Here is a 26384-nt window from a genome sequence, read left to right on the forward strand (position 1 = left end):
CCTCAGACCTCGTACGGCTGGACGACGATGAAGTTGCCGGGGGCTCCCCGGAACTGCAGGTTGACGGTCTCTCCGCTGTGCCCGGGGTACGCGTTGCGGCGCAGCCGGACCTGGCTGGAGAGGATCACCTGCGACGCGGACGACCAGGCGATGACGGCGTTGCAGTCGGCGAAGGTGGTCGGCGTGACGGGCAGGACGACGGGGGTGCCGTGCGTCTTGACGACGACCGTGCCGGTGCCCTGGAACTGCATGGTGAACAGGGCTCCGCCGGGGATGCCGTGGCCCTCGATCCGCCGCACCTCGTACTGCAGCGACTCGTCGAAGGCGAGCACGTTCTCGGCCGAGACGCAGATGCCGTCGCCCTGGAGCTCGATCGGGTGGAGGTGCGCGCCCTCCTCGGCGAGGAAGACCTGACCGCGACCCGTGCAGCGCATCAGCTGCATCTCCTGGCCGGTGGCGTTGCCGACGATCCGGCCGGTGAAGCCGGCGCCCTTGTGGGCGAATTCGACCTTGCCCTGGTACATGACCATGCTGCCCTGGCGGGCCAGGACGGGGACGCCGCCCATGGCCAGGTCGACCCGCATGAGCTGCTGGTTCTGCGGGGTCCAGCGGGCGCCGGTCGCGGTCTCCTTGTACGGCGCGAGCGCGGCGGCGAGCCCGGCGCCGGTGGCCGGAACGCCCTGGGGCACCCCCTGGGGTGCGCCCATCTGGCCCGGGGCCATGCCCGGAGGCATACCGGGGGCCTGCTGACCGTACGCGGGCTGACCGTACGCGGCCGGAGCGGGCTGACCGTACGCGGCCGGAGCGGGCTGGCCGTACGCGGCGGGGGCGGGCTGGCCGTACGGCGCCGGAGCGGGCTGACCGTAGGGCTGGGCCTGACCCGGGACCTGGCCGAACTGCGGCTGCTGCGGAGGCTGCTGCGGCTGGCCGTACGGGGCCGGGGCGGGAGCCGGAGCCGGAGCGGGCGGCGCCATGGGCGCGGCCATGGTGGGAGCCGCGTGCACCGGCTGGGCCGGGGCCTGCGGCGCGGGCGCCGGAGCGGGTGCGACGGGCGCACCGAAGGCCGGCGCGGCGAAGCCCGGTGCCGGCTGCGGGGCCTGGGCCTGGGCCGCAGGCTGCTCCTCGGCGACCTCGCCGCCGAAGTTCTTCAGCAGCGCGTCCAGGCCGCCGTCGAAGCCCTGTCCGATGGCCGCGAACCGCCAGACGTCCTTGAGGTAGAAGTCGCCGAGCATGACGGCGCGCTCGGTGGAGAACTCCGCGCCCGTGAAGGGATAGCGGACGACCTCTTCACCGCCGGCGACGATGCGGATGTAGCCGGGGCCGATCTGCGACATCTGGCCGGCACCGTCGATGGTCGCGGTGAACGACAGTTTGTGGATGTTCGCCGGGATGCGGTCCAGCGTGACGCGGAAGGACTCCGTGTCGCCCGACTGCGCGCCGAGCAGCTGGATGGACTCCTCCGGCGACTTCGGCTGGTTGAAGAAGATGAAGTACCGGTCGTCCGAAAGCTGCTCGTTGGCGTCGAGGCCGAAACAGCTGATGTCGAAGGTCAGCCCGGGCGCGGCGATCTGCACACCCACGTACAGATCGGTCCCCGGTGTCAGATCACTGATCTTGGCCTTGTGGCCGCGTTGGAATTCCCTGGCCATGCGTAACGACCGTCCCCCATCCCGAAAGGTGAATCCGTCGCGCCAGGCTAACGGCTGAACCTGACATTGAGCCAAGCTGGTACGCATTCGGTACAGAGTTGACGAGGAGCGCGTCACTCGTCGCGGGCGGCGGGCAGATGCGGCAGCCGGTCCGCCGCGACCACGCCCTCGAGGTACCCGCGGGCCCGTTCGGTGCGGGGGTACGCCTCCAGGAGCCGCCAGAAGCGGGAGCCGTGCCCGGGCACCAGGAGATGGGCCAGCTCGTGGACGAGTACGTAGTCGACGACGTACTCGGGCATGCCCTGGAGCCGGTGCGAGAGCCGGATGCTGCCTTCCGACGGAGTGCACGAGCCCCAGCGGGTGTTCTGGTTGGTCACCCAGCGTACGGATGTCGGCCTGGCGCGGCCGTCGAAGTACTGCTCCGACAACCGCTCTGCACGCTCGGTGAGTTCACTGTCGCCGAGGAGCCGCTTGCTCTCCTGGGCGGCCAGCTTGTCCAGCATGACGGTCACCCAGCGTTGCTCCTCCGCCTCGGACATCCGGGCCGGGATGAGCACGACGGTCCGGTCGCCCTCGCGGTAGGCGGAGACCGTTCTCCTGCGCCGGGAGCTTCTGCGGACCTCGACCGCACTCGTCCCCGGGCCGCGGGGCGGTTCGCTTGTCACGCTGCGCTGTGGGTCGGCGGGCACGGCCCCGACGTTACCCGCTGTCAGCACGGGAAGTCCCGCCTCCGGGACGGTTCGGCCGCGATCCCGTCACACCGTGCACCATTTGAATGATTAATACCCAGCCCCTGTGGACAACTTTCGGCGGCCACCTCGGATCCCGGGCAATCTGACAACGGCCGGAGGGGAACGGCCGATCGCGAAGAAGATGACCGATCAAGATCACGAGGGGGCGGAAATGCATCCGATGCTGAAACCGGCGCTGCGGCGTGCCTGGCGGAATCTGCAGAGCGTGCAGTTCGGGGCCACTCCCGCGCACGCCGTGGTCGTGGGTCCGGTCGACACGGCCACCGGCAGCCTGCTCGGTCTGCTCGACGGCACCCGCGGGATGGAACGGTTGCGGGGCGAGGCCCGTGCGCTGGGCCTGCCGGACGGACTCCTCGAGCGGCTGCTCCGCAGACTGTCGGAGGCGGGGCTGATCGCGGATTCTTCGGCCGGGCGGCCGGGGAAGGCGGGTGCCGCCACACCTCCGGACGGCATGCTCGACCCGCTCCGCGCCGATCTCGCCTCACTCTCCGTGATTCATCGTGAACCGGACGGGGCCTTGCGGCGGCTGGCCGCCCGGCGTGCGGTGCGCGTCCAGGTCCGCGGCGCGGGACGGGTCGGGGCCGCGGTCGCCGCTCTGCTCTCGGCGTCCGGAGTGGGCCGGGTGGAGGTGCTGGACTCGGGAGTGGTGGAGCCGTGGGAGGTGTCGCCGGGCGGGCTGCCGGCCGATGCGGTGGGCGAGCGCCGGGCCGTGGCGGCGCGCCGGCTCGTGGGTCGGTCGGCGCCGGGGGGACGCGCGCCGCGGGCGGCACCACGGCGTGACCCGGCCGAGGGCGGTTCGGAGCCGGCACTCTCACTCGTCGTGGTGACACCGAGGGACGGCCTCGCCGCCTACCTCCCCGATCCCGTCCTCGCCGAGAGCTGGATCGCCACGGGCACTCCCCATCTCTACGCGGGGGTGCTGGAGGCCACGGGCTTCGTCGGGCCGTTGGTGCTGCCGGGCGGGACGGCGTGTGCCGGATGCGTGCAGGAGGCGCGGACTGACCGGGAGCCGACGTGGCCCCGCATGCTGGCGCAGTGGCGCTCGGGTGCGCCCGACGCGCTGCCTGCCTGTGATCTGGGTCTCGCGACGGCGGTGGCCGGTTTGACCGCGGCCCATGCCCTGGCGTTCCTGGACGGGAAGTTGCCCACCAGCACGGGTGGTCGTCTCGAGGCGTCACTGCCGCTTCTGGAGTGGCGGGCGGAGCGGATGGGGCCGCATCCGGCGTGTCCGTGCGGTGCGGTTCGGAGCGGAGAGGGGGAGTGTGACGTGGAGGCCGCGAGCCCGCACGACACAATGGCGAAGTAACCGCCCTGTGCGGCACGGCAGTCTGGGATTTGGAGGGGCGTATGTCTGATCTTCCCCGGAAGGCGGTCACCCGGACCGCCAGGTTGGCCGCGTTGCCCCTGGGCTTCGCAGGACGGGCCACCTGGGGTCTGGGCAAGCGGATCGGTGGCAAGTCCGCCGAGATCGTCGCGCGCGAGCTGCAACAGCGCACGGCCGAGCAGCTGTTCAAGGTGCTCGGAGAACTCAAGGGCGGGGCGATGAAGTTCGGGCAGGCCCTGTCCGTCTTCGAGTCGGCGCTGCCGGAGGAGGTGGCGGGCCCGTACCGGGCGGCGCTCACCAAGCTGCAGGAGGCGGCGCCCCCGATGCCGACCCGCACGGTGCACGGGGTCCTGGAGGAGCGGCTCGGCGAGGAGTGGCGCGAGCTGTTCCTGGAGTTCGAGGACAAGCCCGCGGCGGCGGCCTCCATCGGTCAGGTGCACCGGGCGGTGTGGCACGACGGCCGCGAGGTCGCGGTGAAGGTGCAGTATCCCGGGGCGGGCGAGGCGCTTCTCTCGGATCTGACGCAGCTGAGCCGGTTCGCCCGGCTGCTCGGTCCGCTGATCCCCGGCATGGACATCAAGCCGCTGATCACGGAGTTGCGCGACCGGGTCTCGGAGGAGCTGGACTACGGTCTGGAGGCCCAGGCCCAGCGGGAGCACGCCGAGGAGTTCGCGGACGATCCCGATGTGGTGGTGCCCCAGGTGGTGCACCAGTGTGACCAGGTCCTGGTGACGGAGTGGATCGACGGGATCCCGCTGTCCGAGGTGATCGTGGACGGCACCCAGGAGCAGCGGGACCGGGCCGGCCAGTTGCTGGCGCGGTTCCTCTTCTCCGGCCCCGCCCGCACGGGGCTGCTGCACGCCGATCCGCACCCCGGCAACTTCCGGCTGCTGCCGGGAGGGGACGGGGAGGAGGGCCCGGAGAGCTGGCGCCTCGGCGTGCTGGACTTCGGCACGGTGGACCGGCTGCCGGGCGGGCTGCCGGAGACGATCGGTACCTGTCTGCGGCTGACGCTGGAGGGTGACGCCGAGACGGTCTACGAGCTGCTGCGTGAGGAGGGGTTCGTCAAGGAGTCCATCGCTCTCGACCCGGACGCGGTGCTCGAGTATCTGCTGCCGATCATCGAGCCGGCCGAGGCCGAGGTCTTCGGCTTCACCCGGGGCTGGATAAGGGCCCAGGCCGCCCGCCTCGCCGACCTGCGCTCCCCCGCGCACCAGCTGGGCAAGCAGCTGAACCTGCCGCCGTCGTACCTGCTGATCCACCGCGTGACCCTGAGCACCATCGGCGTGCTGTGTCAGCTGAACGCGACGGTGCGGCTGCGCGACGAACTGGAGGAGTGGCTGCCCGGCTTCGTCGCGGGTGACGACTCCTAGAGGTCGTCACCACCAGGAGGGGTCGAGGCGGCCCTCGATGGAGCGGATGTTCTCGCGGGAGCACGCCTCGCAGAGGTAGCGGCGGGCGCCGTTCTCCATGGAGAAGGTCCAGGTCACCGGGGGCTCCTCGGCGGTCCTTCCGCAGCGGGCGCAGACGATGGGCTCCTCGGGGGGCCGGGCGTCGTTCACCCTCCCGACGATAGTCCGGCGACGGCGCGGCCGCGCCGCAACGCACCGCGGGGGCCGGTCCGTTCGGACCGGCCCCCGCGGGGTTCTTCGGGTCAGTGCATCACGGCCATGGCCAGCGCGCGGCGGGCGCGCAGGGAGACGCGCTCGGCACGCCGCTGCATCCGCCGGGCGGCGACCAGGCGCAGGGCCTGGCGTTCCGCGTCGGCTTCCCGCAGGCGGTCGTGCATATGAGCACGAGCCAGGGCTTCTGGGATGAGTTGCATCTCACGGGTCCTGTTCTGACGCGAGGCGTTCGCGCCGGTGATGGAAACGTCTGGGGTCGCGGAGCCGGAGGGCTCACTCGTGGAAGAGGTCATCGGGGCCAGCTTCTGGGGATCGTGCGTGAGGGGTCGGTCGATGGTTCCGGTGACGTTCATGCCGCGACCGGGTTCTTGCGCGGGCGGCCACGCGGCCGCTTGCGGGCGACGACCACGCCCTGGACGAACAGCTCTCCGCCCCAGACGCCCCACGGCTCACGCCGCTCCTGCGCGCCGGCGAGGCAGGCCGCCATCAGCGGGCAGGTACGGCAGAGGGACTTGGCGTACTCGACGTCGGCCGGGGACTCGGCGAAGAAGACCTCCGGGTCGTACGAGCGGCAGGGGACGGGTACGCCGAGGTTCTCGATGGCGTCGTCGAGCGCGGTGAGCGTGGTGAGGGGGGTCAAGGTGGAGTCCTCCGTGAGGCCGGGCGGGGGGATCGTTTCGGAAGGCGGTACGGACGGGGCGTGCGCTTCGAGTTGCACGGGTGGTTTTCCTCGTCTGGTCGTTCCGACCTGTTGGCCGGGGTTTCGGCTGGTACCGGGTGTCGCTTGGTCCCGAGGCCCCTTCGCTCCGTCGTCCCCGTTCGGGGACAAACAGAAGGGCCGCGGATCCCGGGTGGGGTTCCGCGGCCCTGAAGGCGCCGGCCTGATCGAGATCAGGCTGGATCACTCCAGGGTTCGAGCCCACGGAAGGCCCACATCGTGTGGTGCTGCGTCGTCTGCTGCTTGGTTTCGGCACCGGTCGCCGCAAAGCCATAGGCCGGGGCGGCCTTGACTGCTGCTACTCCTGCTTCCAGTGCCTTGGTCGGTCGCTCAGTGCGCTCCAGGACGGGAAGACCCGCCAGGGCGGCCGCCGGCCGCAGGGAGGCGAGGCCGACCATGCCGGCGCCGGACAGACCGGTGCCAGGAAGGCCGCTGCCAATGAACGCCGAACCGGAGAGGCCGAGCGAGCAGGTGGAGACGACGGAGCGATCGGTCATTTTGTCGGTGCTGACGAAGCGGACGTTGGTGCTGTTGATGTTGCTGATCACTGGAATCGCCTCCTCTCGGCGTCTCGGAGGGCTCGGGGTGAGCCGGACCCTCATCTTCATTTGGACAAGTACAGCACGAAGGCAGGGCTTCGAAGAAGCCGCTGTTTCGATGGTTAAGAACCTATGGGGCTTGACGGGGGGTGCGCAAACTATTTTTCCGACGAGTTTTCCTCAGTCCTCGTCGTCGTCTCCTCCAGGCTCCCCACCTGGCTCTTCGCCCGCGCAGAGCGCGAGGACGTCGGCGCCGAAGCGGTCGAGCTTGCGGGCCCCGACTCCCGAGATACCGGCGAGCTCTCCGTCGCTGGACGGCACGCACTCGGCGATCGCCATCAGCGTCTTGTCCGTGAACACGCAGTACGCGGGCTGCCCGAGCTGCTTGGCCTGTTCGGAGCGCCACTCGCGCAGCCGCTCGTAGAGCGCCTCGTCCATGTCGGAGGGGCAGCCCTCGCAGCGCATCAGCTTCATCTCACCGGCTTCGGTGAGCGTGGCGCCGCAGACGCGGCAGAGCACCGGCCCTCTGCGCTTGCGCCGGCCGCCGGCGCCCCGCTCGACCGAACCGCCGCCGGCCGCTCCGGCCGCGCCGAGGGCGCCGGAGCCGGGGCGCAGGCCCTTGAGGAAGCGGGTGGGGCGCCGGGAGGCACGGCCGCCCGGGGAGCGCGAGAGCGCCCAGGAGAGCGAGAGGTGGAGCCGGGCGCGGGTGACCCCGACGTAGAGCAGGCGCCGCTCCTCCTCGACCTGCTCGTCGGTCTTGGCGTACGTGATCGGCATCATGCCCTCGGTGAGACCGACCAGGAAGACGGCGTCCCACTCCAGGCCCTTGGCCGCGTGCAGGGAGGCGAGCGTGACGCCCTGGACGGTCGGGGCGTGCTGGGCGGCGGCCCGCTCGTCGAGTTCGGCGACCAGGTCGGAGAGGCCGGCGCCGGGCTTGGCGCGGGCGAAGTCCTCGGCGAGGCGGACCAGCGCGGCGAGGGACTCCCAGCGGTCGCGGACGGCGCCCGAGCCGGCGGGCGGCTCGGTGGTCCAGCCCTTGGTGGAGAGCACGGCGCGAACCTGCGAGGGCAGGTCGTCGGCGTCGTCGAGGAGGGAGTCGTTGCCCCCGGCGCGGGCGGCGCCGCGCAGGGCGATGCCGGCCTCCCGTACCTCCTGGCGCTCGAAGAAGCGCTCGGCGCCGCGCAGCTGGTAGGGCACTCCGGCGTCGGCGAGGGCCTGTTCGTAGACCTCGGACTGGGCGTTGATGCGGTAGAGCACGGCGATCTCGCCGGCCGGGACTCCCGCGGCGATCAGGTCGCGGATGCGGCGGGCGGTGCCCTCGGCCTCGGCGGGTTCGTCGGCGTACTCGGTGTAGGCGGGCTCGGGTCCCGGGTCGCGCTGGGAGATCAGCTCCAGGCGGTGCTCGGCGGCCCGGCCCCGGGCCTGGCTGAGCAGTCCGTTGGCGAGGTGGACGACCTGGGGGGTGGAGCGGTAGTCGCGGACGAGCTTCACGACGGTGGCGTCGGGGTGCCGGGTGCGGAAGTTCAGCAGGTGGTCGGGGGTGGCGCCGGTGAAGGAGTAGATGGTCTGGCTGGCGTCGCCGACGACGCAGAGGCTGTCGCGGTCGCCGAGCCACAGGTCGAGGAGCCGCTGCTGGAGCGGGGAGACGTCCTGGTACTCGTCCACGACGAAGTGCTGGTACTGGCGGCGGATCTGGTCGGCGATGTCGTGCCGGTCCTGGAGGATGCCCACCGTGAGCAGGAGCACGTCCTCGAAGTCGATCACCGAGCGGTCGCGCTTGAGCTGCTCGTACATCGCGTAGATCTGGCCGATCTCGGCCGGGTCGCGGGGGGCCTCCCGGACGGACTTGGCGACGACCGCCGGATAGTCGGCGGGGACGGTCTGGGTGACCTTGGCCCACTCGATCTCGCCGGTGACGTCCCGCAGCTCGTTGCGGTCGAGGCGGACGCGGCAGCGCGCGGCGGACTCGGCGACGAGCTGGATCTTGCGCTCCAGGAGCCGGGGAAGATCACCACCGACGACTTTCGGCCAGAAGTACTGGAGCTGGCGCAGGGCGGCGGAGTGGAAGGTGCGGGCCTGGACGCCGCCCGCGCCGAGCTCCCGCAGACGGCCTCGCATCTCTCCGGCGGCCCGGTTGGTGAAGGTGACGGCCAGGATGCTGCCGGGCTGGAGTATGCCCGCCCGCACTCCGTACGCGATGCGGTGCGTGATGGCCCGAGTCTTGCCCGTGCCGGCTCCCGCCAGCACGCACACCGGACCGTGCAGGGCCAGGGCGACCTCGCGCTGCTCGGGGTCGAGCCCGTCGAGCACCGCGTCGGCCGACTCGGGGACCTGCGGGAAGAGAGTGGAGTGCGTTGCTGCTGTCACCCCGCCATGCTGCCAGGTTCCCGGGGGTCGGTGCGGCGGGTTGTCCACAGAACGGGGCCACCGGTCGTACGAATACGGGAATGGTGGCGGCGGCGCGTACGTTCTTTTCCTCGGCACCCACCCGCGAACAGAGGAGCGCCAGGTCATGCAGGGCACTGTGACGATGTACAGCACCACGTGGTGCGGCTACTGCCGTCGGCTGAAGAGCCAGATGGACCGCGAGGGCATCGCGTACACGGAGATCAACATCGAGCAGGACCCGGAGTCGGCCGCGTTCGTGGAGAAGGCCAACGGGGGCAACCAGACCGTCCCGACCGTGCTGTTCGCGGACGGTTCGACGCTGACGAACCCGTCGCTCGCCCAGGTCAAGCAGAAGGTCGGCGTCTGAGCGCGCCTGGCCGAAAACAGCCCCCGCCCGGCGATGCCGGACGGGGGCTGTTCCATGTGGTCGCCGCCGTGTCAGACGACGTCGCCCGGCTTGGGCAGCGGCTTGCCGTACCAGAGCTCGATCAGCCGGGAGGCGATCGAGATGCCGTACGGGGGCAGCACCTCGCCCGACTCGAAGGCGGCGGCCAGCTCCTCGCGGGAGAACCAGCGCGCCTCCTCGATCTCCTCGCCGTCCACGTCGATCTCCGAGGAGGTGGCGTGCGCGAAGAAGCCCAGCATCAGGCTGGACGGGAAGGGCCAGGGCTGGCTGGCGACGTACTCGACCTCGCCGACCGTGACACCGGCCTCCTCGAAGACCTCCCGGATCACCGCCTGCTCGATCGACTCACCGGGCTCGACGAAGCCGGCGAGGGTCGAGAAGCGGCCCTCGGGCCAGTGGACCTGCCGGCCGAGGAGGATGCGGTCCTTCTCGTCCGTGACGGCCATGATGACCGCCGGGTCGGTCCGCGGGTAGTGCTCGGCGCCACATGCCTGGCAACGGCGGATGTGGCCGGCGGCCGCGATCACCGTGCGCTCGCCGCAGCGGGAACAGAAGCGGTGGAGCCGCTGCCAGTTCTCCAGGGCCACGGCGTGCACCATGAGACCGGCCTCGCGGGGCGAGAGCAGCAGGCCCGCCTCGCGCAGCCCCGCCGGACGGGCCGACTGGTCCATGCGGCCGGGCAGGGAGTCCTTCTGCAGGGCGAAGTAGGAGACGCCGTCGGCGTCCGTGCCCAGGAAGTAGCGGTGGGTCTCGGTGACCGGGGCCTCGAAGGCGGGGGTCGTCACGAGTTCGGTGCGGCCGTCGGGCGTGTCGTCGATCAGCACCTGACCGCCGGAGACCACGAAGACGCGGGTCGTGGGGTGGCTCCAGGCCGCCGCCAGCCATGCCTCGTCGAGACGGTGGTGGGCGGCGCGGTCGATGCCGCTCGGGGCGGTGAGCGAGATCGGCCGGTCCGCGAACTGGCTGTTCAAGGTGGACACAGGTACTTCCAACTCCCCCGGGTCGTGGTGTGGGTTCATCGCGCGGCGGTGTGGAGGGCGGCGGGCAGGTCGCTCCACAGGTGGGCGGTGGTCTCGACGCCCTTGAGGAGGAGATCGAGCTCGATCTTCTCGTTGGGGGCGTGCCAGCCGTCCGAGGGCACCGAGATGCCGAGGAACAGCACCGGGGCGCCCAGGACGTCCTGGAGGTCGGCGGCCGGGCCCGAGCCGCCCTCGCGGGTGTAGCGGACCTTGGCGCCGTCGAAGGCGCGGCTCATCGCGCGCGCGACCGCTTCGAGGGCCGGGTGGTCGAGCGGGGTGAGGCAGGGCCGGGTCGGGGCGCCGAAGACGATCTCGTACCGGATGCCGGCGGGGATGCGCGCGGCGAGCCAGTCGCGTACGGCGAGTTCGATCTTGGCCGGATCCTGTCCCGCCACCAGCCGGAAGGAGAGCTTCAGCTGGGCGGAGGCGGGGACGATGGTCTTGCCTCCCGGGCCCTGGTAGCCGCCGCCGATGCCGTTGACCTCGGCGGTCGGGCGGGCCCAGACGCGCTCCAGCGTGGAGAAGCCGGCCTCGCCGAGCGTGCCGTGGGACTGGGCGGTGGTCAGCCAGGCCGCCTCGTCGAACGGCAGCTCGGCGATGAGGGCGCGCTCGGCGTCGGAGAGCTCGGTGACCCCGTCGTAGAAGCCGGGGATGGCGACGTGCTCGTCCTCGTCGTGCAGGGCGGCGACCAGGCGACCGGCGACGGTGGCCGGATTGGGCACGGCGCCGCCGAAGGAACCGGAATGGATGTCCTGGTCGGGGCCGTACAGCTGGATCTCGCAGTCCGCGACGCCGCGCATGCCGGTGCAGACCGTCGGGGTGTCCTCGGACCACATGCCGGTGTCGGAGACGATCACGGCGTCGGCGGCGAGCCGGTCCGCGTGGGCCTCGACGAGGGCGCGGAAGTGCGGGGAGCCGGACTCCTCCTCGCCCTCGACGATCAGCTTGAGGTTGACGGCGGGGGCGGTGCGTCCGGTCGCGGCGAGGTGGGCCCGGACGCCGAGGGTGTGGAAGAAGACCTGGCCCTTGTCGTCCGCGGCACCGCGCGCGTACATCCGGCCGTCGGTGATGTGCGGCTCGAACGGGTCGGTGTGCCAGCCGTCCTCGCGGGCGGCGGGCTGGACGTCGTGGTGTCCGTAGACGAGCACGGTCGGGGCGCCCGGGTCTCCGGAGGGCCACTCCGCGAAGACCGCGGGCGCGCCGTCGGTCTCCCAGATCTCGACGGTCGTGAACCCCGTGTCGGACAGCTTGTCCGCGAGCCACCGGGCGCTGCGCCGTACGTCCTCGGCGTGGGCGGGCTGCGCCGACACGGAGGGGATGCGCAGCCACTGGGCGAGGTCGTCGAGGAAGGCGGTGCGGTGCTGCTGGATGTACGTGCGCACGGCCTGGGTACCGACGGTCTGGACGGCGCTGTCCGGGGTCTCGCTCATACTCCTGAGCCTATCCGGCGCCCGGAGCGGGTCTGTCCACGGCCGGTCCGTCCGGGATCGCGGGGCCCGGGGCCCCTCGGACCGGACCGTCCGGGCCCGCTGCGTCCTGGGTGGGCCGGCCCTGGAGGAGGGCCTCCAGCTCGTCCCGGCCGGGCAGGCGGCGGGGCCGTACGACCTCTCCCGTCCGTACGTAGACGAAGGCGGCCGCCACCTCGTCAGGGGCGAGACCGTGCTCCTCTGCCCAGGCGAGGCGGTAGATCGCCAGCTGGAGGGGGTCGGCGGTGCGCAGGTGGCTGGTCTTCCAGTCGACGATCTCGTACGCGCCGGATTCCGGGTCCCGGTAGACGGCGTCGATCCTGCCGCGGACGACGCGTCCCGCGAGCGAGAGGTGGACGGGGACCTCGACGCGGTACGGCGTGCGGTGCGCGTACGGCGTGCGGGCGAAGGCGTCCTTGAGAGCGTCGAGGTCGCGTTCGTCGGCGATCTCCGGTTCGCCGGCGAAGTCCTCGCCGCCGGGGAGCTCGTCGGGTCCGAGCATGGGAAGGGGAAGCTCCTCGAACCGCGACTCCACCCACGCGTGGAACCGGGTGCCGCGGCGGGCCGCCGGCTGCGGGGGGCGGGGCATGGGCCGGGCCAGGTCCTTGGCGAAACCGTCGGGGTCGGCGGCGAGGCGGAGGACCTGGGAGGCGGAGAGGTAGGCGGGCAGGAGGACGTCGCGGGTGGTGGCACGGGCGCGGCGGAGTTCGGTGGTGAGGGTGGTGAGGTCGCGGTCCCAGGAGGCGAGGATCCTGGCTTCCTCGGGGGTGAGGCCGGCGGGCTCGGGGGGCCTTCCGGTCTCCGGTGCCCGGGGCGCGGGGATCGCGTCCGCCGGCGGCTCCTCGTCCCAGAAGGGGTCCTCGTCCCAGGGGGGCTCCTCGGGCCAGAGGTCCTCGGGGTCGGGAAGATCCTCGGGGTCGGGACGGTCCTGGGGGTCGGGAAGATCCTCGGGGTCGGGACGGTCCTGGGGGCGTACCGAGTCCTGGGGGTGCTCGGGGTACTCCGGGTCCTGGGGCGCGGGCGCTTGCGCGGGCAGCGCGTCGTGGGCCCACAACGCCGTTCGCACCTTCGCCGCCGCTTCCCTGCGGCGCTCCAAGCTCGTGGGGTCCAGCGGAAGCGGCCAGGCCCGGTCCGCCGTCCGGTCCAGGAGGGAGGGGTTCTCGGCGTCCTTCTCCGGTTCCTCCGCCCATGCCTCGATCTCGCCGAAGCCCGCCGCGCAGTGGTCGTGAAGGGCGTGGAGGAAAGCCGAGGGGCCGCGGGGCTTCTTCTGGGCCGGGCCCCACCAGTGGGCGGAGCCCAGGAGGAGGGAGCGGGGGCGGGTGAAGGTCACGTAGCCGAGGCGGAGCTCCTCGGTGTGCTGGTGGGCGCGCATCGCCTCCTTGAAGGAGGTGAGGGACTTGGCGTCCCAGGCGGTGATCTCCGGCAGGGTCGGCGCGTCACCGCGCAGCGCGTGCGGCAGCACCTGCGGCTGGGAGGTCCACGACTCACGGGACCGGGTGCTCGGGAACTGGGCGGCGACCAGGCCGGGCACCGCCACGACGTCCCACTCCAGCCCCTTGGACTTGTGCGCGGTGAGGACCTTGACCGTGTTCTCGCCGCCCGGGAGCGCGTTGTCCAGGCCCTTCTCGTACTGCGCGGCCGTGCGCAGGAAGCCGAGGAAGGCCAGCAGGGTCGCCTCGCCGTCCAGGGAGGCGAAGCCGGCCGCTATGTCGAGGAAGTTCGACAGCGTCTCCCGGCGGCGGGCGGCGAGCGCGTGCGGGGACGCGGAGAGTTCGACCTCCAGGCCGGTGGTGGCCAGGACCCGGTGCAGGACGTCCATCAGCGGGTCGGCGAGCGAGGAGCGCAGGCTGCGCAGCTCGGCGGCGAGCCGGGCGAAGCGGACCCGGGCCTCGGCGGAGAACGGCAGGCCGTCGTCCTCGCCGCCGGAGTCCAGGAAGGTGTCGAGGGCGTCGGCGAGCGAGATGACCTCGGCCGGGTCGACGCCCTCGACGGCGGCGGCGAGGCGCTCGTCGGCGTCGGTGCCGCCCCGCTCACGGTGCACGAGGAGCCGGGCGCGGCGGCCGAGGAGGGCGAGGTCGCGGGGGCCGATGCGCCAGCGGGGGCCGGTCAGGAGACGGACCAGGGAGGCGTTGGCGCCGGGGTCCTGGAGGACTTCGCAGACCGCGACCAGGTCGGCGATCTCGGGCAGGTGGAGCAGCCCGGAGAGGCCGACGACCTCGACGGGCACGTCCCGGGCGACCAGGGCGGCCTGGATGGCCGGGAAGTCGGTCGCCGTCCGGCACAGGACCGCGATCTCGCCGGGCTCCCTGCCGGTGCGGACCAGGTGGGCGAGGGAGTCGGCGAGCCAGTCGATCTCCTCGGCGTGGGTGGGCAGCAGCGCGATCCGCACCGAGCCGTCCCGCTCGGCGCCGGGAGCCGGGCGCAGCGCCTCCACGCCCGCGTGCATGGCCCGGAGGGGGGCGGCGAGCCCGTTGGCCAGGTCGAGCAGACGGCCGCCGCTGCGCCGGTTCTCGGAGAGCGCGTGACGGGTGGCGGGCCGGCCGTCCTCGTACGGGAAGTGGCTGGGGAAGTCGTCCAGGTTGGCGACGGACGCGCCGCGCCAGCCGTAGATCGCCTGGCAGGGGTCGCCGACGGCGGTCACGGCGTGCCCGGTGCCTGACCCGAAGAGGCCGGAGAGCAGCAGGCGCTGGGCGACGGAGGTGTCCTGGTACTCGTCGAGCAGCACCACCCGGAACTCGTCGCGCAGGAGGGCGCCGACCTCGGGGCGCGTGGTGGCGAGCTCGGCGGAGAGGGCGATCTGGTCGCCGAAGTCGAGCAGATCGCGGGAGCGCTTGGCCGCGCGGTAGCGGACGACGAGGTCGAGCAGCTCCCGGCGGGCGGCGGCGGTCTCGGGGACCTTGCGCAGGTCGGCGTTGGTGAGCTTGGCGCGGGAGAGCGCGTCGAGGAGCTCGGAGTCGTACGCCCTCAGCTCCTCGGGCCGTACGAGATGCTCGGCGAGCTCGGCGTCGAGCGCGAGGAGGTCGCTGACGAGGGTCGGGAAGGACTTGGTCAGGGCGGGGTACGGCCCGGGCGCCTCGCGCAGGACGCGCGCCGCGAGCTGGTAGCGGGTGGCGTCGGCGAGGAGGCGGGAGGTGGGCTCCAGGCCGATGCGCAGCCCGTGGTCGGTCAGCAGCTGCCCGGCGAAGGCATGGTACGTGGAGATGCGGGGCTCGCCCGGGGGGTTGTCGGGGTCGATGACGTCGGGGTCCGTCACCCCGGCCCGGACGAGGGCGGTGCGGACGCGTTCGGCCAGTTCGCCGGCGGCCTTGTTGGTGAAGGTCAGGCCGAGGACCTGTTCGGGCGCGACCTGGCCCGTGCCGACCAGCCAGACCACCCGGGCGGCCATCACCGTCGTCTTGCCGGATCCGGCTCCGGCCACGATGACCTGCGGGGCGGGCGGCGCGATGATGCAGGCCGTCTGCTCCGGGGTGAACGGGATGCCGAGGAGCTCCTTGAGCTGCTCGGGGTCGGTGATGCGTGCGGTCACCCCAAAGAGGCTAACGGGGACCACCGACAACGCCGACCGCCGCGGGGACGGGACCGGGGCGTCGCCCGGGTCAGGTGGTGCGGGTCAAGTCCCGCGGGTCAAGTCCCGCGGGTCAGGTCCTGCGGATCAGGTCCTGCGGATCAGGTCCTGGTGCCCTGGTCGAGCTTGGCGATGTCCACCGTCTCGTCCGCGGGCGGTACGACGACCTTCACGAGCTTGTCGTAGTCGGAGAAGACCAGCGTCCCGGGCTCGTCGCCGCCCGCCTTCACCATCTTGAGGATGTAGGGCTTGCCCTTCTGGGCGACGGACACCGTGGTCGTCTCCTCACCGCTCTTCTTCTTGACCAGAGTGGCGACGGGGGTCTTCTCTACCTCGGCGTCCGGCCCTCGGGTCAGGCCCTTGCGTTCGTCCTTGTCCTCGTCGAGGTCGGCGAGCAGTTCCTTGAGGTCACAGACCGCGCCCAGGTCGCCGCTGCCCGCCTGACCTGGCGTGATCTTCAGCCAGCGCCCCTTGAGGAGTTCGATCGTGGCGTCGATCTGGTCCCCCGGCACCCCCTGGGAGGTCATGGAGGTCCGCCAGAACCGCTCGTCGCCCTTCAGGTACGTGAGTTTGTCGGCCTGCCGCAGCTCCGCCGTGCCGCCGCCGATCTTCATGCGCCCGGTGCACTCCTGCTTGTCGTTGAGCGCGAGGTCCATGTCCAGCGGCTGCCCGTCCGACATGACGCGGCCGGTCATGCGGAGGGAGGTCGCGGACTGGGTGGCGGCGACGGCCCGGTCGCCGATCTGGTCGGCGGTCAGGTCCTCGAAGGGATCGGGCGAGGGCGTGGGGGCCAGGCCGGCGGCGGCCGCGGCGGCCGGTAGGCCCTGCGCGGCGGGCGCTGCCCCGGTCCAGCCGCCGAGTCCGGCGCCGGCGACCACGGCCGCGCACACGCCGGAAGCGATACGGAGCTTCCGATGGGACGACGCCATGCGAGCCTCCTCGCGGGTTCCCCTGTTCACCAGGGTGGCCCCGAGGGCTTGCTCCCGCTACCGCACGGCCGTACGGCCCGGACGCGCGCGTGGCGCCCGGGCCGTACGGGGTGTCGATCGGCAGGTGCGATCGGGAGGTGCGATCAGCAGGTGCGATCGGGAGGTGTCGATCAGCGGCTGCCGGTCAGGCTGTGGCGGATCAGGAGCCGGCGCCCAGCTTCTCGGGGTCCACGACCTGGTCGGCCGGCGGCGCGGTGGCCGTGACCGGCTGGTTGAAGTCGGAGAAGACGATCGAGCCCGGCTCCTTGCCACCCGCCTCGACCGTCTTGAGGATGAAGGGCTCGCCCTCCTTGGCGACGTACATGGTCAGCGTCTCGCCGTTGTCCTTCTTCTTGATCAGGGTGACAGCGGGCTTGCCGTCGATGTCGGCGTCGGCACCCTTGGTCATGCCCTTCCGCTCGGACTTGTCCTTGTCCATCTCCTTGATCAGGGCCTTGAGGTCGCACAGGTCGGCCAGCTCGCCGGCGTTGCCGTCGGACATCTTCATCCAGCGGCCCTTGAGAAGCTCGGCCATGGCCTTGCCCTCCTCGGCGGAGGCGCCGTCCTCACCGGCGGTGACCTGCCAGAACTTCTCGTCGCCCTTCATGTACATGATCTTGTCGGCCTGCAGGAGGTCCGCCTGGGCTCCCTGGACGGTCATGTTGCCGGTGCAGGCGCCCTTGTCGTCCAGGGCGAGGTCCATCTTCATCTGCTCGCCGTCGGCCTTGCCGTCGCCCACCATGTGCAGCGACGTCGCGCCCTTCATGGCCTGGACGGCCCGATCGGCGATCGCGTCGGCGTCCAGCCCCTTGAAGGGGTCGACCGGGGCCTGCGACGTGGTGGCGGACGCCACCGGCTTCTTGTCGCCCTCGGTCTTGGTGTCGTCACCCTTGGAACAGCCCGTCACGCCGACGACGGTGGCCGCGCAGACCATCGCCGCGACCCAGATCTTCCGGTTGGCCGCCATCTTCTTCGCACTCCTCGATAGGTTCTCTTACCCCCGGGAGTCCGACTGCTGTGAGGCTCCTATGGATGCACGGCGTAAACGTGATGTCGGACACGTCGCATCTCGACCCCCCGGGGTGGCGCCGCGTCACTCCACGATGTGGCGGCCCTCCGGCTGCGCGCTGCAGGCGGCCCGGAAGGCGCAGTGGGTGCAGTGCTGGCCGGTGGTGGGGGTGAAACGCTCGTCGAGGACCCGGCCCGCCGCGGTGGCCAGGAGGTCGCCGACCCACTCCCCCGCCAGGGGTTCCTGGGCCTGCACCTTCGGGTGCGCCTCGCCGCCCTCCTTCTTGGGGGCGGCCTGGCGCAGCTGGACGAGTTCGGCGCCGCCGGGCTCGGGGCGGCGGCCGTCGAAGACCTCGTCCAGGGCTCCTTCGCGTACCGCGAGCTGGTAGACGGCGAGCTGGGGGTGGTGCGCGACCTCGTCCCGGGTCGGGGCGGACTTGCCGGTCTTGAAGTCGACGACATAGGCGCGGCCGTGTTCGTCGGCCTCGACGCGGTCCATGGAGCCGCGGATCCGTACCTCGTACTCGCCCGCTTCGAGGGTGACGTCGAAGGCGTGCTCACTGGCCGCGGGGGTGCGGCCCCCGCGGTCCATGACATGCCAGCGCAGGAAGCGTTCCAGCGCCACGCGCGCGTGCTCCTTCTCCTGGGCGGACTTCCAGGGCGCGTCGAAGGCGAGCGCGTCCCAGACGGAGTCGAGACGGGTCATGAGGACGTCGAGGTCGGCGGGGGTACGGCCGGAGGCGACCTCGTCGGCGAGGACGTGGACCACGTTCCCGAAGCCCTGGGCGGCGGTGGCCGGGGCGTCGGCCTTGACCTCGCGGCCGAGGAACCACTGGAGGGCGCAGGTGTTGGCGAGCTGGTCGAGGGCGGAGCCGGACAGCGTGACGGGGTGGTCGCGGTCACGGAGCGGAACCTGGCTGCGGGTGGGCTCGAACAGGCCCCACCAGCGGTCCGGGTGGGCGGCCGGGACCAGCGGCTGGCCCTCCTCGTCCGTGAGAGCGGCGAGCTGGGCGAGGCGCTGGGCGGCGGCGTCCCGCAGGACGTCGGAGGCGGCGGGGTCGACGGTGGTGGCCCGCAGTTCGGCGACGAGCGCGGCGACGGCGAGGGGACGGCGGGGGCGGCCGGAGACGTCCTTGGGCTCGGTGCCGAGCTCGGTGAGGAAGCGGGAGGGCTGGTCGCCGTCGTCGGCGGGGGTCTTCACGGCGGTCACGACGAGCCGGTCGCGGGCGCGGGTGGCGGCGACGTAGAAGAGGCGGCGCTCCTCGGCGAGGAGGGCACCGGGGGTGAGCGGCTCGGCCAGCCCGTCACGGCCGATGCGGTCGGCCTCGAGGAGGGAGCCGCGGCGGCGCAGATCGGGCCAGAGTCCTTCCTGGACACCGGCGACGACGACGAGGCTCCATTCGAGGCCCTTGGCACGGTGGGCGGTCATGAGGCGGACGGCGTCCGGGCGGGCCTGGCGCTTCGAGAGGGTGTCGGCGGCGATGTCCTGGGCGTCGAGCTCTTCGAGGAAGTTCAGGACGCCGCGGCCGCCGACCCGGTCCTCGGCGCGGGCGGCGGCGTCGAAGAGGGCGCAGACGGCGTCGAGGTCGCGGTCGGCGTTACGACCGGCCGGACCGCCGCGCAGGGCGGCGCGCTCCAGCCGGCCGGGCCAGGGGGTGCCGTTCCACAGCAGCCACAGGGCGTCTTCGGCGGTGCCGCCCGCGGCGAGGCGGTTACGGGCCTGCCGGAGCAGCTCGCCGAGTCGCCTGGCCCCGCGCGCGTACGACTGGTCGTGCGCGACGAGCCGCTCGGGCTCGGCGAGCGCGCGGGCGAGGAGTACGTCGGAGGGCGGCGGCACCTTGTTGCCGCCGGCCCGTTCCTCGTCGCGCAGCGCACGGCCGAGGCGCCGCAGATCGGCGGGGTCCATGGCGGCGAGGGGCGAGGCGAGCAGGGTGAGAGCGGTCTCGGTATCGAGCCGGCCCGCTGGCTCGCGGCGCCCCTCAGGGTCGCTGACGTCGGGGTGCTCTTCCGGGCCACCGGACTCGCGGCGCCCCTCGGGGCCGCTGACGTCGGGGTGCTCTTCCGGGCCACTGGACTCGCGGCGCCCCTCAGGGTCGCTGACGTCGGGGTGCCCTTCCGGGCCACCGGACTCGCGGCGCCCCTCAGGGTCGCTGACGTCGGTGCGGTGGGGAGCCTCGGGGGTCGCCGCCGCGCGGAGGGCCAGGAGGAGCGGGGCCACCGCCGGCTCGTGGCGCAGGGGGGTGTCGGCGGTGTCGGTCTCCAGGGGGACGCCCGCGGAGGTGAGGGCGCGGCGGAGCGCCGGGACCGTCGCGGTGGCGCGGACCAGGACCGCCATGTCGTGCCAGGGGACGCCGTCTTCCAGGTGGGCGCGGCGGAGGAGGTCGGCGATGTTGTCCGACTCGGTGGAGGCCGTCGGGTACGTGTAGACCTCGACCCGGCCGCCCTCGCGCGTCGCGGCCGGCTCACGGTGGGCGCGGACCTTGTCGCCGGGCAGCCGCGGCAGGGGCATGCGCCGGGTGATCTCGCGCGTCGCGGCGAGCAGCCCCGCGCCCGAGCGGCGGGAACCCGTCAGGACTCGGACGTCCGCCGGCCGGCCGTCGAGCCGCCGGAAGGTGTCGGGGAAGTCGAGGATGCCGTTGACGTCGGCGCCCCGGAACGCGTAGATCGACTGGTCGGGGTCACCGAAGGCGACCACCGTCCTCCCGGCTCCCGCCAGCGCGCGCAGCAGCCGCACCTGCGCGGGGTCGGTGTCCTGGTACTCGTCCACGAAGATCGCGTCGTAGTCGGGGAGCGTCACGCTCTCCGACAGCAGGACCGCCCGGTGCACCAGTTCCGTGTAGTCGAGGACGCCCTGCAGGTCGAGGACGTCCAGGTACTCCGCCAGGAAGCCGGCCGCCGCCTTCCAGTCCGGCCGCCCCACCCGCTGGGCGAACTCGGCCAGCGACCGGGGCCCCAGCCCCAGTTCCCGCGACCGCGCGAGCACGGCCCGCACCTCGTCGGCGAAGCCCCGCGTCGTCAAACAGGCCCTCAGCTCGTCGGGCCACCGGATCGACGACGCGAGCCCCGCCTTCTCCAGGTCGAGCTGGCCCGCGAGCAGCTCCCGTACCGCGAGGTCCTGCTCCGGTCCGGACAGCAGGCGCAGCGGCTCGGCGAACAGTTCGGCGTCCTGATGGGCGCGGATCAGGGCGTAGCAGTACGAGTGGAAGGTCGTCGCCTGCGGCGGTCGTGTCCCTCCCGGCCGTGGTCCACCTGGTCCGCCTCCGGCGCCGCCGATGCGCGCGGCCATCCGGTCGCGCAGTTCCGCGGCCGCCTTGCGGCTGAAGGTGAGGACGAGGATCCGCTCCGGGTCCGTCCCCTTCTCGACGCGGGCCGCGACCGCCTCCACCAGCGTCGTCGTCTTGCCGGTTCCGGGTCCGGCGAGGACGAGCAGCGGTCCGCCGGGGTGGTCAACCACTTCCCGCTGCGCTGCGTCCAGCAGAGGGGGATCCACCGGGGCCGGGGCGGTGCGCACCAGTCGGTACGCGCCCGTGGCCCGCCCCTGGTACGGCGTACGCCGGGTGGTGGAGGAGGAACTCACGTGGATCGACCGGTCCTGAGCGAAGTGGTGGAGAGGCGGAGAGGTGTACGGGGCGAACGACGACGTTACGGGAAACGGAGGGCGCCCGAGTCGTACTCCGTACGGGCCTTCGTTCCGTCATCGGGCTGCCTGGCCCGTCCTGCCATGGGGAAAGCTGTCAGGTGTGAGTTCCCGCACGCGGCCCCCGGCCCTCGCCGCCCGCGCCCGCCGCGCCCGGAGCAGCGCCCGCGCCGCCCGAGCCACCCTCCTCGTCCACCCCGTCAGCGCCGTCCCACCGCGCCCGCCGCATGTCGAGCTTCGGGACGTGCACCTCGGCTCCGCGCCCGGCCTGACGCAGCGGGGTGCCCTCGTCTCGGTAGTGGCCGAGAGCGCGCAACTCGTGGCCCGGCAGCAGCGTGCCGTCCGAGCGCACCACGCGCCACCACGGCACTGCCCCGCCGTACAGGGCCATCACCCGGCCGACCTGCCGCGGGCCGCCCTCGCCCAGCCACTCGGCCACGTCTCCGTACGTCATGACCCTGCCGGGCGGGATCAGCTCAGCGACCTCAAGGACCCGCTCCGCGTACTCCGGAAGCTCCTCCACGCTCATCCGCCCCATCCTGCCTCACCCCACCGACAACGCCCTGATGCCTCCCTCGGGCGCCGCTTCGTGCCACCATCGTCCGGGCGGTGACTGGTGATACGAGATCAAGAGCGACAAGCAGACCGAGAAGAACAACAATTCGAGAAGCGGGACGCGTCGCACGACGGGCACGCGGCACAAGCAGAGACGGACACGGTGATGGGGTACGACGCTCGGCCTCCCGAGGAGGGGGCGCACCCCGACCTGCCCGCGCCCGACGGGGAGCCCAGCGAGCGCGTCTCCCAGGACGAGCCGCTCCTCGCGGCCCGTGTGCACCGCCCCTCCGACCTGATGCGGCTGCTCGTCGGTGTCCTCGCGATCGCCCTCGTCATCGCCATCGCCGCCTTCGCCCACGCCACCACCTCCGGCCTCGAGCAGGACATCAACAAGGGCGCCGGCGGAGCGCCCGACGTCTTCGTCAAGATCGCCGGGCTGGTCTCCAGCATCGCCGTGCTGCTCGTCCCGGTCGCCTTCGCCATCGAGCGGCTGATCAAACGCGACGGCCTGCGGATCGCCGACGGCGTGCTCGCCGCGGTGCTCGCCCACGGCGTCACCCTCGCCACCGACCTGTGGGTCGCCAAGGCCGCGCCGGGCACCATCCAGGACGCGCTGACCCAGCCGCAGACCGGGGGCGGTCTCACCGACCCGGTCCACAACTACCTCGCGCCCGTCATCGCGTACATGACGGCCGTCGGCATGGCCCGCCGGCCGCGCTGGCGGGTGAGCCTCTGGGCGGTGCTGCTGCTCGACGCGTTCACGATGCTGGTCGCCGGGTACACCACGGCGTTCTCGGTGGTCCTGACCGTGCTGATCGGCTGGACCGTCGCGTACGGAACGCTGTACGCGGTCGGCTCCCCCAACGTCCGCCCGACCGGGCAGACACTCCTGGCGGGCCTGCGCCGGGTCGGCTTCAGACCGGTCACGGCGCTGCGCGCCGAGGGCGCCGGGGTGCCGGACTCGGCCGACAGCGGCGACCGGGGCCGCCGTTACATCGTCACGCTGGAGGACGGGCCGCCGCTCGACGTCACGGTGGTGGACCGGGAGCAGCAGGCGCACGGCTTCTTCTACCGTGTGTGGCGCAGGATCACCCTGCGCGCGATCACCACCCGCCGCTCGATCGTCTCGCTGCGGCAGGCGCTGGAGCAGGAAGCCCTGCTCGCGTACGCGGCGATCGCCGCCGGCGCCAACGCGCCGAAGTTGATCGCCACCTCCGAACTCGGCCCGGACGCTGTGATGCTCGTGTACGAGCACCTGGGCGGCCGGACCCTGGACTCGCTGGACGACGAGGAGATCACCGACGAGCTGATGCGCAGCGCCTGGCAACAGGTGCGGGCGCTGCAGTCACGCCGGATCGCGCACCGCAGGCTCGCGGGAGACGCGATTCTGGTGGATCGTTCCGGCAAGGTGATCCTGACCGACCTGCGGGGCGGTGAGATCGCCGCGGGCGACCTCGTCCTGCGGATGGACATCGCGCAGCTGCTCACCACGCTCGGTCTGCGGGTGGGCGCCGAGCGGGCGGTGGCCGGGGCCCTGGACGTACTCGGCCCGGACACGATCGCCGACTGCCTTCCGCTCCTCCAGCCGATCGCCCTGAGCCGCTCCACGCGCGCGACGCTGCGGAGACTGGCGCGGGAGCGGTCGAAGCGGGAGCGCGAGGCCGTCCTCGAGGCGTCGGAGGCGGCGAAGCGGGCGCGGGCCGAGGACGCCGCGGGCGCCATGGACCTCAAGCCCGACCGCAAGTCCGACCGGAAGATCGAGAAGGCGGAGAAGCAGGCCGAGAAGCGCGCCATCGACGTGGCGCTCGACGAGGCCCGCGAGGAGGACCTGCTGGCGCAGATCCGGCAGCAGGTGCTGCTGATCCGGCCCCAGGCGCCGGTCGAGCCGGTCCGCCTCGAGCGGATCAAGCCGCGCACGCTCGTCAGTCTGATCGCCGGCGCCATCGCCGCGTACTTCCTGCTCTCCCAGATCGCCAGGACGCCGCTGTCCACCATCAGCCAGGCCGACTGGCGATGGGTGGCGGCGGCGGTGCTCTTCTCGGCGCTGAGCTATGTGGCGGCCGCGATGAGCCTCCTCGGTTTTGTACCGGAGCGGGTGGGGTTCTGGCGGACCGTGGTGGCGCAGGTCGCCGGCTCGTTCGTGAAGATCGTGGCGCCGGCGGCGGTCGGCGGTGTCGCGCTGAACACCCGGTTCCTCCAGCGCTCGGGTGTGCGTCCGGGGCTCGCGGTGGCGAGCGTGGGCGCATCGCAGCTCTTCGGCCTGGGGGCGCACATCCTGCTGCTGCTCGCCTTCGGCTATCTGACCGGTACGGAGAAGTCGCAGTCGTTCACCCCTTCGAGGACGGTGATCGCGGGTCTTCTCACGGTGGCGGTGTTGATCCTCGTGGTCACCGCGATCCCCTTCGTACGGAAGTTCGTCTCGACCCGTCTGCGCTCGCTCTTCGCGGGGGTCGTGCCGCGCATGCTGGACGTGCTCCAGCGCCCGATGAAACTGCTCACGGGCATCGGCGGCATGCTGCTCCTGACCGGTTTCTTCGTGCTCTGCCTGGACGCCTCCATCCGTGCCTTCGGACACGACAGCCAGGGCATCAGTTACGCGAGCGTGGCGGTCGTCTTCCTCGCGGGCAACGCGCTCGGCTCGGCGGCGCCGACGCCCGGCGGTGTGGGCGCGGTCGAGACCGCGCTGACCCTCGGTCTGGTGGCGGTCGGCCTCCCCATCGAGGTCGCGACCCCGGCGGTGCTGCTGTACCGGCTCCTGACCCTGTGGTTGCCGGTGCTGCCGGGCTGGATCTGCTTCAACTGGCTGACGAAGCGGGAGGCTCTCTAACCTCCGGCGGAGCACGCCACGACCGGCGCGGTGCATGGCGGTCGGTGCGGTGCATGGCGGTCGGTGCGGTCGCCACGGTTCGCCGCCGGCCGGCGTGGTCGGTGCAGCCACGACCGGCGCGGTGCATGGCGGTCGGTCCGGTGCATCACGGTCGGTGCGGTCGCCGCGGTTCGCCGCCGGCCGGCGCGGTTGCCGCACTCGGCAGGTCGCCGCGGCCGGGGTCGTCGGTGCGCAGGGCTCGGGCCGCGCGGGGGCCCGCAGTGCCCTCGCGCCCCGCGCGGCGCACCCGACACCCGGTCGGACGCACCGCCCGCGCGCGACCGCCCCGCGCGGCCGAGGATGGCTCTATGCCGATCTCCGCTGCTCAGCGCGCCGTTCTGCTCGCCGCGACCACCGTGCTGCTCACCGCCGGATGTTCGGACAGCGGCGACAAGGGCGAGGGCTCCGACGCGCCCACCGACCTCGCCGGGCTCGCCGCTCAGCGGCTGGAGTGGGCGGCCTGCCCGCCTCCGTCCGCCGCGGAGGGCGGCGGAGCCGCGCCCTCCCCGCTGCCCGGCGGGGCCGTCTGGGAGTGCTCCTTCATGGACGCGCCCCTCGACTACGAGAAGCCGGACGGGGAGACCATCGAGCTGGCCCTGATCCGCGCCCGGGCCCGCGACCAGAGCAGGCGGATCGGCTCCCTGATCTACAACTTCGGCGGGCCCGGCGGCTCCGGCATCACCGGCCTGCCCTCCTTCGCCCCGGACTACGAGAAGCTCAGGTCCCGCTACGACCTCGTCTCCTTCGACCCGCGGGGCGTCGGCCGCAGCGAGGACGTCCAGTGCCTGAGCGACAAGGAACTGGACGCGTACTACGCCCTGGACTTCTCTCCGGACGACACGGCGGAGGAGCGGACGCTCTCCGACGCGCAGAAGAAGTACGCCGCCGGCTGCGAGAAGGAGTCCGGCGCCGTGCTCCCCCACGTCGGCACCGAGAACGCCGCCCGTGACCTCGACCTGATGCGCCAGGTCCTCGGCGACGACAAGCTGCACTACTTCGGCATCTCCTACGGCACCCAGCTGGGCGGGGTCTACGCCCACCTGTTCCCGTCCAAGGTCGGGCGCGCCCTCTTCGACGCGGTCGTCGACCCGAACTCCGGCACGGAGGCCGGCGCGCTCGGCCAGGCCAAGGGGTTCCAGCTCGCCCTCGACAACTTCGCGAAGGACTGTGTGGCGCGCGGCGACGCCTGCACGCTGCCCGGATCGACGGTCGCCGAGATCGAGTCGTTCATCATCGGCCTCCTCGACAAGCTCGACAAGAAGCCGATCGCCGGGATCGGGGACCGCAAGCTCACCCAGACCCAGGCCACCAACGGCATCGCGCAGGCCCTGTACTCCAAGGAGTTCTGGCAGTACCTGGAGCAGGGTCTGGACTCGGCCGAGGGCGGCGACGGCGCACTGCTGCTGGCCCTCTCCGACTCCATGAACGGCCGTGACCAGAACGGCAGTTACAGCAACATCCAGGCGGCGAACACCGCCATCAACTGCGTGGACTTCAAGGAGCGCTACACCCTCGGCCAGGCCAGGGAACGCATCCCGGAGTTCCGGAAGGCCTCCCCGGTCTTCGGGACCTACATGGCCTGGCCTCTGGCCGGCTGCTCCCAGTGGCCGGTCCCGGGCGCCTGGGACCACCCCGACGTCTCCGCGCCCGGCTCGGCCCCGATCCTGGTGCTCGGCACGACGGGCGACCCGGCGACCCCGTACGAGGGGACGAGCGCGATGGTGAAGGCGCTGGGCAAGAACGTCGGCGTCGAGCTGACGTACCGGGGCGAGGGCCATGGCGCGTACAACACCGGCAACACCTGTGTGCAGAAGCTGGTCGACGCGTACTTCCTGGACGGCAAGGTCCCGGCGTCCGGGACCGTGTGCACGTAGCCGCGGAGCTCCTGCCTAGGAT

The 26384-nt window shown here is 72.4% G+C and carries 19 protein-coding genes; 5 read left to right on the forward strand and 14 right to left on the reverse strand.

From position 1 onward, the window contains the following. Positions 1 to 2 precede the first annotated feature (2 nt). Positions 3 to 1649: a TerD family protein gene (locus ACZ4VW_RS01665; protein ID WP_467957275.1), complete on the reverse strand. Its 1647-nt coding sequence runs from the start codon at positions 1647 to 1649 to the stop codon at positions 3 to 5. Between the two features lie 113 nt (positions 1650 to 1762). Then, positions 1763 to 2338, reverse strand: coding sequence for a M48 metallopeptidase family protein (locus ACZ4VW_RS01670; RefSeq protein ID WP_467957277.1), 576 nt, complete (start codon positions 2336 to 2338; stop codon positions 1763 to 1765). A 214-nt stretch (positions 2339 to 2552) separates the two neighbouring features. Between ACZ4VW_RS01670 and ACZ4VW_RS01675 the strand changes: the two genes are divergently transcribed. Both ACZ4VW_RS01675 and ACZ4VW_RS01680 read left to right on the forward strand, forming a co-directional pair. Next, positions 2553 to 3707, forward strand: coding sequence for a ThiF family adenylyltransferase (locus ACZ4VW_RS01675; protein ID WP_467957279.1), 1155 nt, complete (start codon positions 2553 to 2555; stop codon positions 3705 to 3707). A 41-nt stretch (positions 3708 to 3748) separates the two neighbouring features. After that, positions 3749 to 5098 carry an ABC1 kinase family protein gene (locus ACZ4VW_RS01680; protein WP_467957281.1) on the forward strand — a complete coding sequence of 450 codons (1350 nt, stop codon included), beginning with the start codon at positions 3749 to 3751 and terminating at the stop codon, positions 5096 to 5098. Positions 5099 to 5104: 6 nt separating this feature from the next. Here ACZ4VW_RS01680 and ACZ4VW_RS01685 read toward each other — a convergent pair whose 3' ends face one another. The 5 genes from ACZ4VW_RS01685 to ACZ4VW_RS01705 all read right to left on the reverse strand — a co-directional run bounded on the left by ACZ4VW_RS01685 (position 5105) and on the right by ACZ4VW_RS01705 (position 8917). Beyond that, positions 5105 to 5287, reverse strand: coding sequence for a hypothetical protein (locus ACZ4VW_RS01685; protein ID WP_467957283.1), 183 nt, complete (start codon positions 5285 to 5287; stop codon positions 5105 to 5107). Positions 5288 to 5379: 92 nt separating this feature from the next. Next, entirely contained in the window at positions 5380 to 5703 is a 324-nt protein-coding gene (locus ACZ4VW_RS01690) for a hypothetical protein (RefSeq protein ID WP_467957285.1), read from the reverse strand. Continuing rightward, positions 5700 to 6068, reverse strand: coding sequence for a WhiB family transcriptional regulator (locus ACZ4VW_RS01695; RefSeq protein WP_147981118.1), 369 nt, complete (start codon positions 6066 to 6068; stop codon positions 5700 to 5702). The genes ACZ4VW_RS01690 and ACZ4VW_RS01695 overlap by 4 nt, the downstream gene beginning before the upstream one ends. Positions 6069 to 6241: 173 nt before the next feature. Beyond that, positions 6242 to 6616 (reverse strand): hypothetical protein, encoded by a 375-nt coding sequence (locus tag ACZ4VW_RS01700; protein ID WP_467957287.1) that lies wholly within the window; start codon positions 6614 to 6616, stop codon positions 6242 to 6244. Between the two features lie 171 nt (positions 6617 to 6787). Further along, positions 6788 to 8917: an ATP-dependent DNA helicase UvrD2 gene (locus tag ACZ4VW_RS01705; protein WP_467958135.1), complete on the reverse strand. Its 2130-nt coding sequence runs from the start codon at positions 8915 to 8917 to the stop codon at positions 6788 to 6790. A 202-nt stretch (positions 8918 to 9119) separates the two neighbouring features. Here ACZ4VW_RS01705 and ACZ4VW_RS01710 point away from each other — a divergent pair, with 202 nt between their 5' ends. Then, on the forward strand, positions 9120 to 9362 hold the full coding sequence (locus tag ACZ4VW_RS01710) for a mycoredoxin (protein ID WP_149547526.1): 243 nt from the start codon (positions 9120 to 9122) through the stop codon (positions 9360 to 9362). 71 nt (positions 9363 to 9433) lie between these two features. Here ACZ4VW_RS01710 and nudC read toward each other — a convergent pair whose 3' ends face one another. The 7 genes from nudC to ACZ4VW_RS01745 form a co-directional block, all read right to left on the reverse strand. Then, positions 9434 to 10381: an NAD(+) diphosphatase gene (gene nudC, locus ACZ4VW_RS01715; RefSeq protein ID WP_467957289.1), complete on the reverse strand. Its 948-nt coding sequence runs from the start codon at positions 10379 to 10381 to the stop codon at positions 9434 to 9436. Positions 10382 to 10416: 35 nt separating this feature from the next. Continuing rightward, a complete protein-coding gene (locus tag ACZ4VW_RS01720) occupies positions 10417 to 11850 on the reverse strand; it encodes a dipeptidase (protein ID WP_467957291.1) in 1434 nt (477 codons plus the stop codon). A 10-nt stretch (positions 11851 to 11860) separates the two neighbouring features. Beyond that, positions 11861 to 15412, reverse strand: coding sequence for a UvrD-helicase domain-containing protein (locus tag ACZ4VW_RS01725; RefSeq protein WP_467957293.1), 3552 nt, complete (start codon positions 15410 to 15412; stop codon positions 11861 to 11863). Positions 15413 to 15552: 140 nt separating this feature from the next. After that, complete coding sequence (locus ACZ4VW_RS01730) at positions 15553 to 16380, reverse strand: hypothetical protein (protein WP_467957295.1); 828 nt, start codon at positions 16378 to 16380, stop codon at positions 15553 to 15555. A 199-nt stretch (positions 16381 to 16579) separates the two neighbouring features. Further along, on the reverse strand, positions 16580 to 17386 hold the full coding sequence (locus ACZ4VW_RS01735; protein ID WP_467957296.1) for a hypothetical protein: 807 nt from the start codon (positions 17384 to 17386) through the stop codon (positions 16580 to 16582). A gap of 126 nt (positions 17387 to 17512) precedes the next feature. Beyond that, positions 17513 to 21004 carry an ATP-dependent helicase gene (locus ACZ4VW_RS01740; protein ID WP_467957298.1) on the reverse strand — a complete coding sequence of 1164 codons (3492 nt, stop codon included), beginning with the start codon at positions 21002 to 21004 and terminating at the stop codon, positions 17513 to 17515. 157 nt (positions 21005 to 21161) lie between these two features. Then, the gene (locus ACZ4VW_RS01745) at positions 21162 to 21593 is read right to left on the reverse strand and encodes an MGMT family protein (RefSeq protein ID WP_467957300.1); all 432 of its coding nucleotides are present in this window, start codon (positions 21591 to 21593) and stop codon (positions 21162 to 21164) included. Positions 21594 to 21785: 192 nt separating this feature from the next. Here ACZ4VW_RS01745 and ACZ4VW_RS01750 point away from each other — a divergent pair, with 192 nt between their 5' ends. Continuing rightward, positions 21786 to 24449, forward strand: a complete 2664-nt coding sequence (locus ACZ4VW_RS01750; RefSeq protein ID WP_467957302.1) for a flippase-like domain-containing protein — start codon at positions 21786 to 21788, stop codon at positions 24447 to 24449. A 347-nt stretch (positions 24450 to 24796) separates the two neighbouring features. Further along, entirely contained in the window at positions 24797 to 26362 is a 1566-nt protein-coding gene (locus ACZ4VW_RS01755) for an alpha/beta hydrolase (protein ID WP_467957304.1), read from the forward strand. Positions 26363 to 26384: the final 22 nt, after the last annotated feature.

Source organism: Streptomyces sp. NPDC029139 (assembly GCF_055564335.1).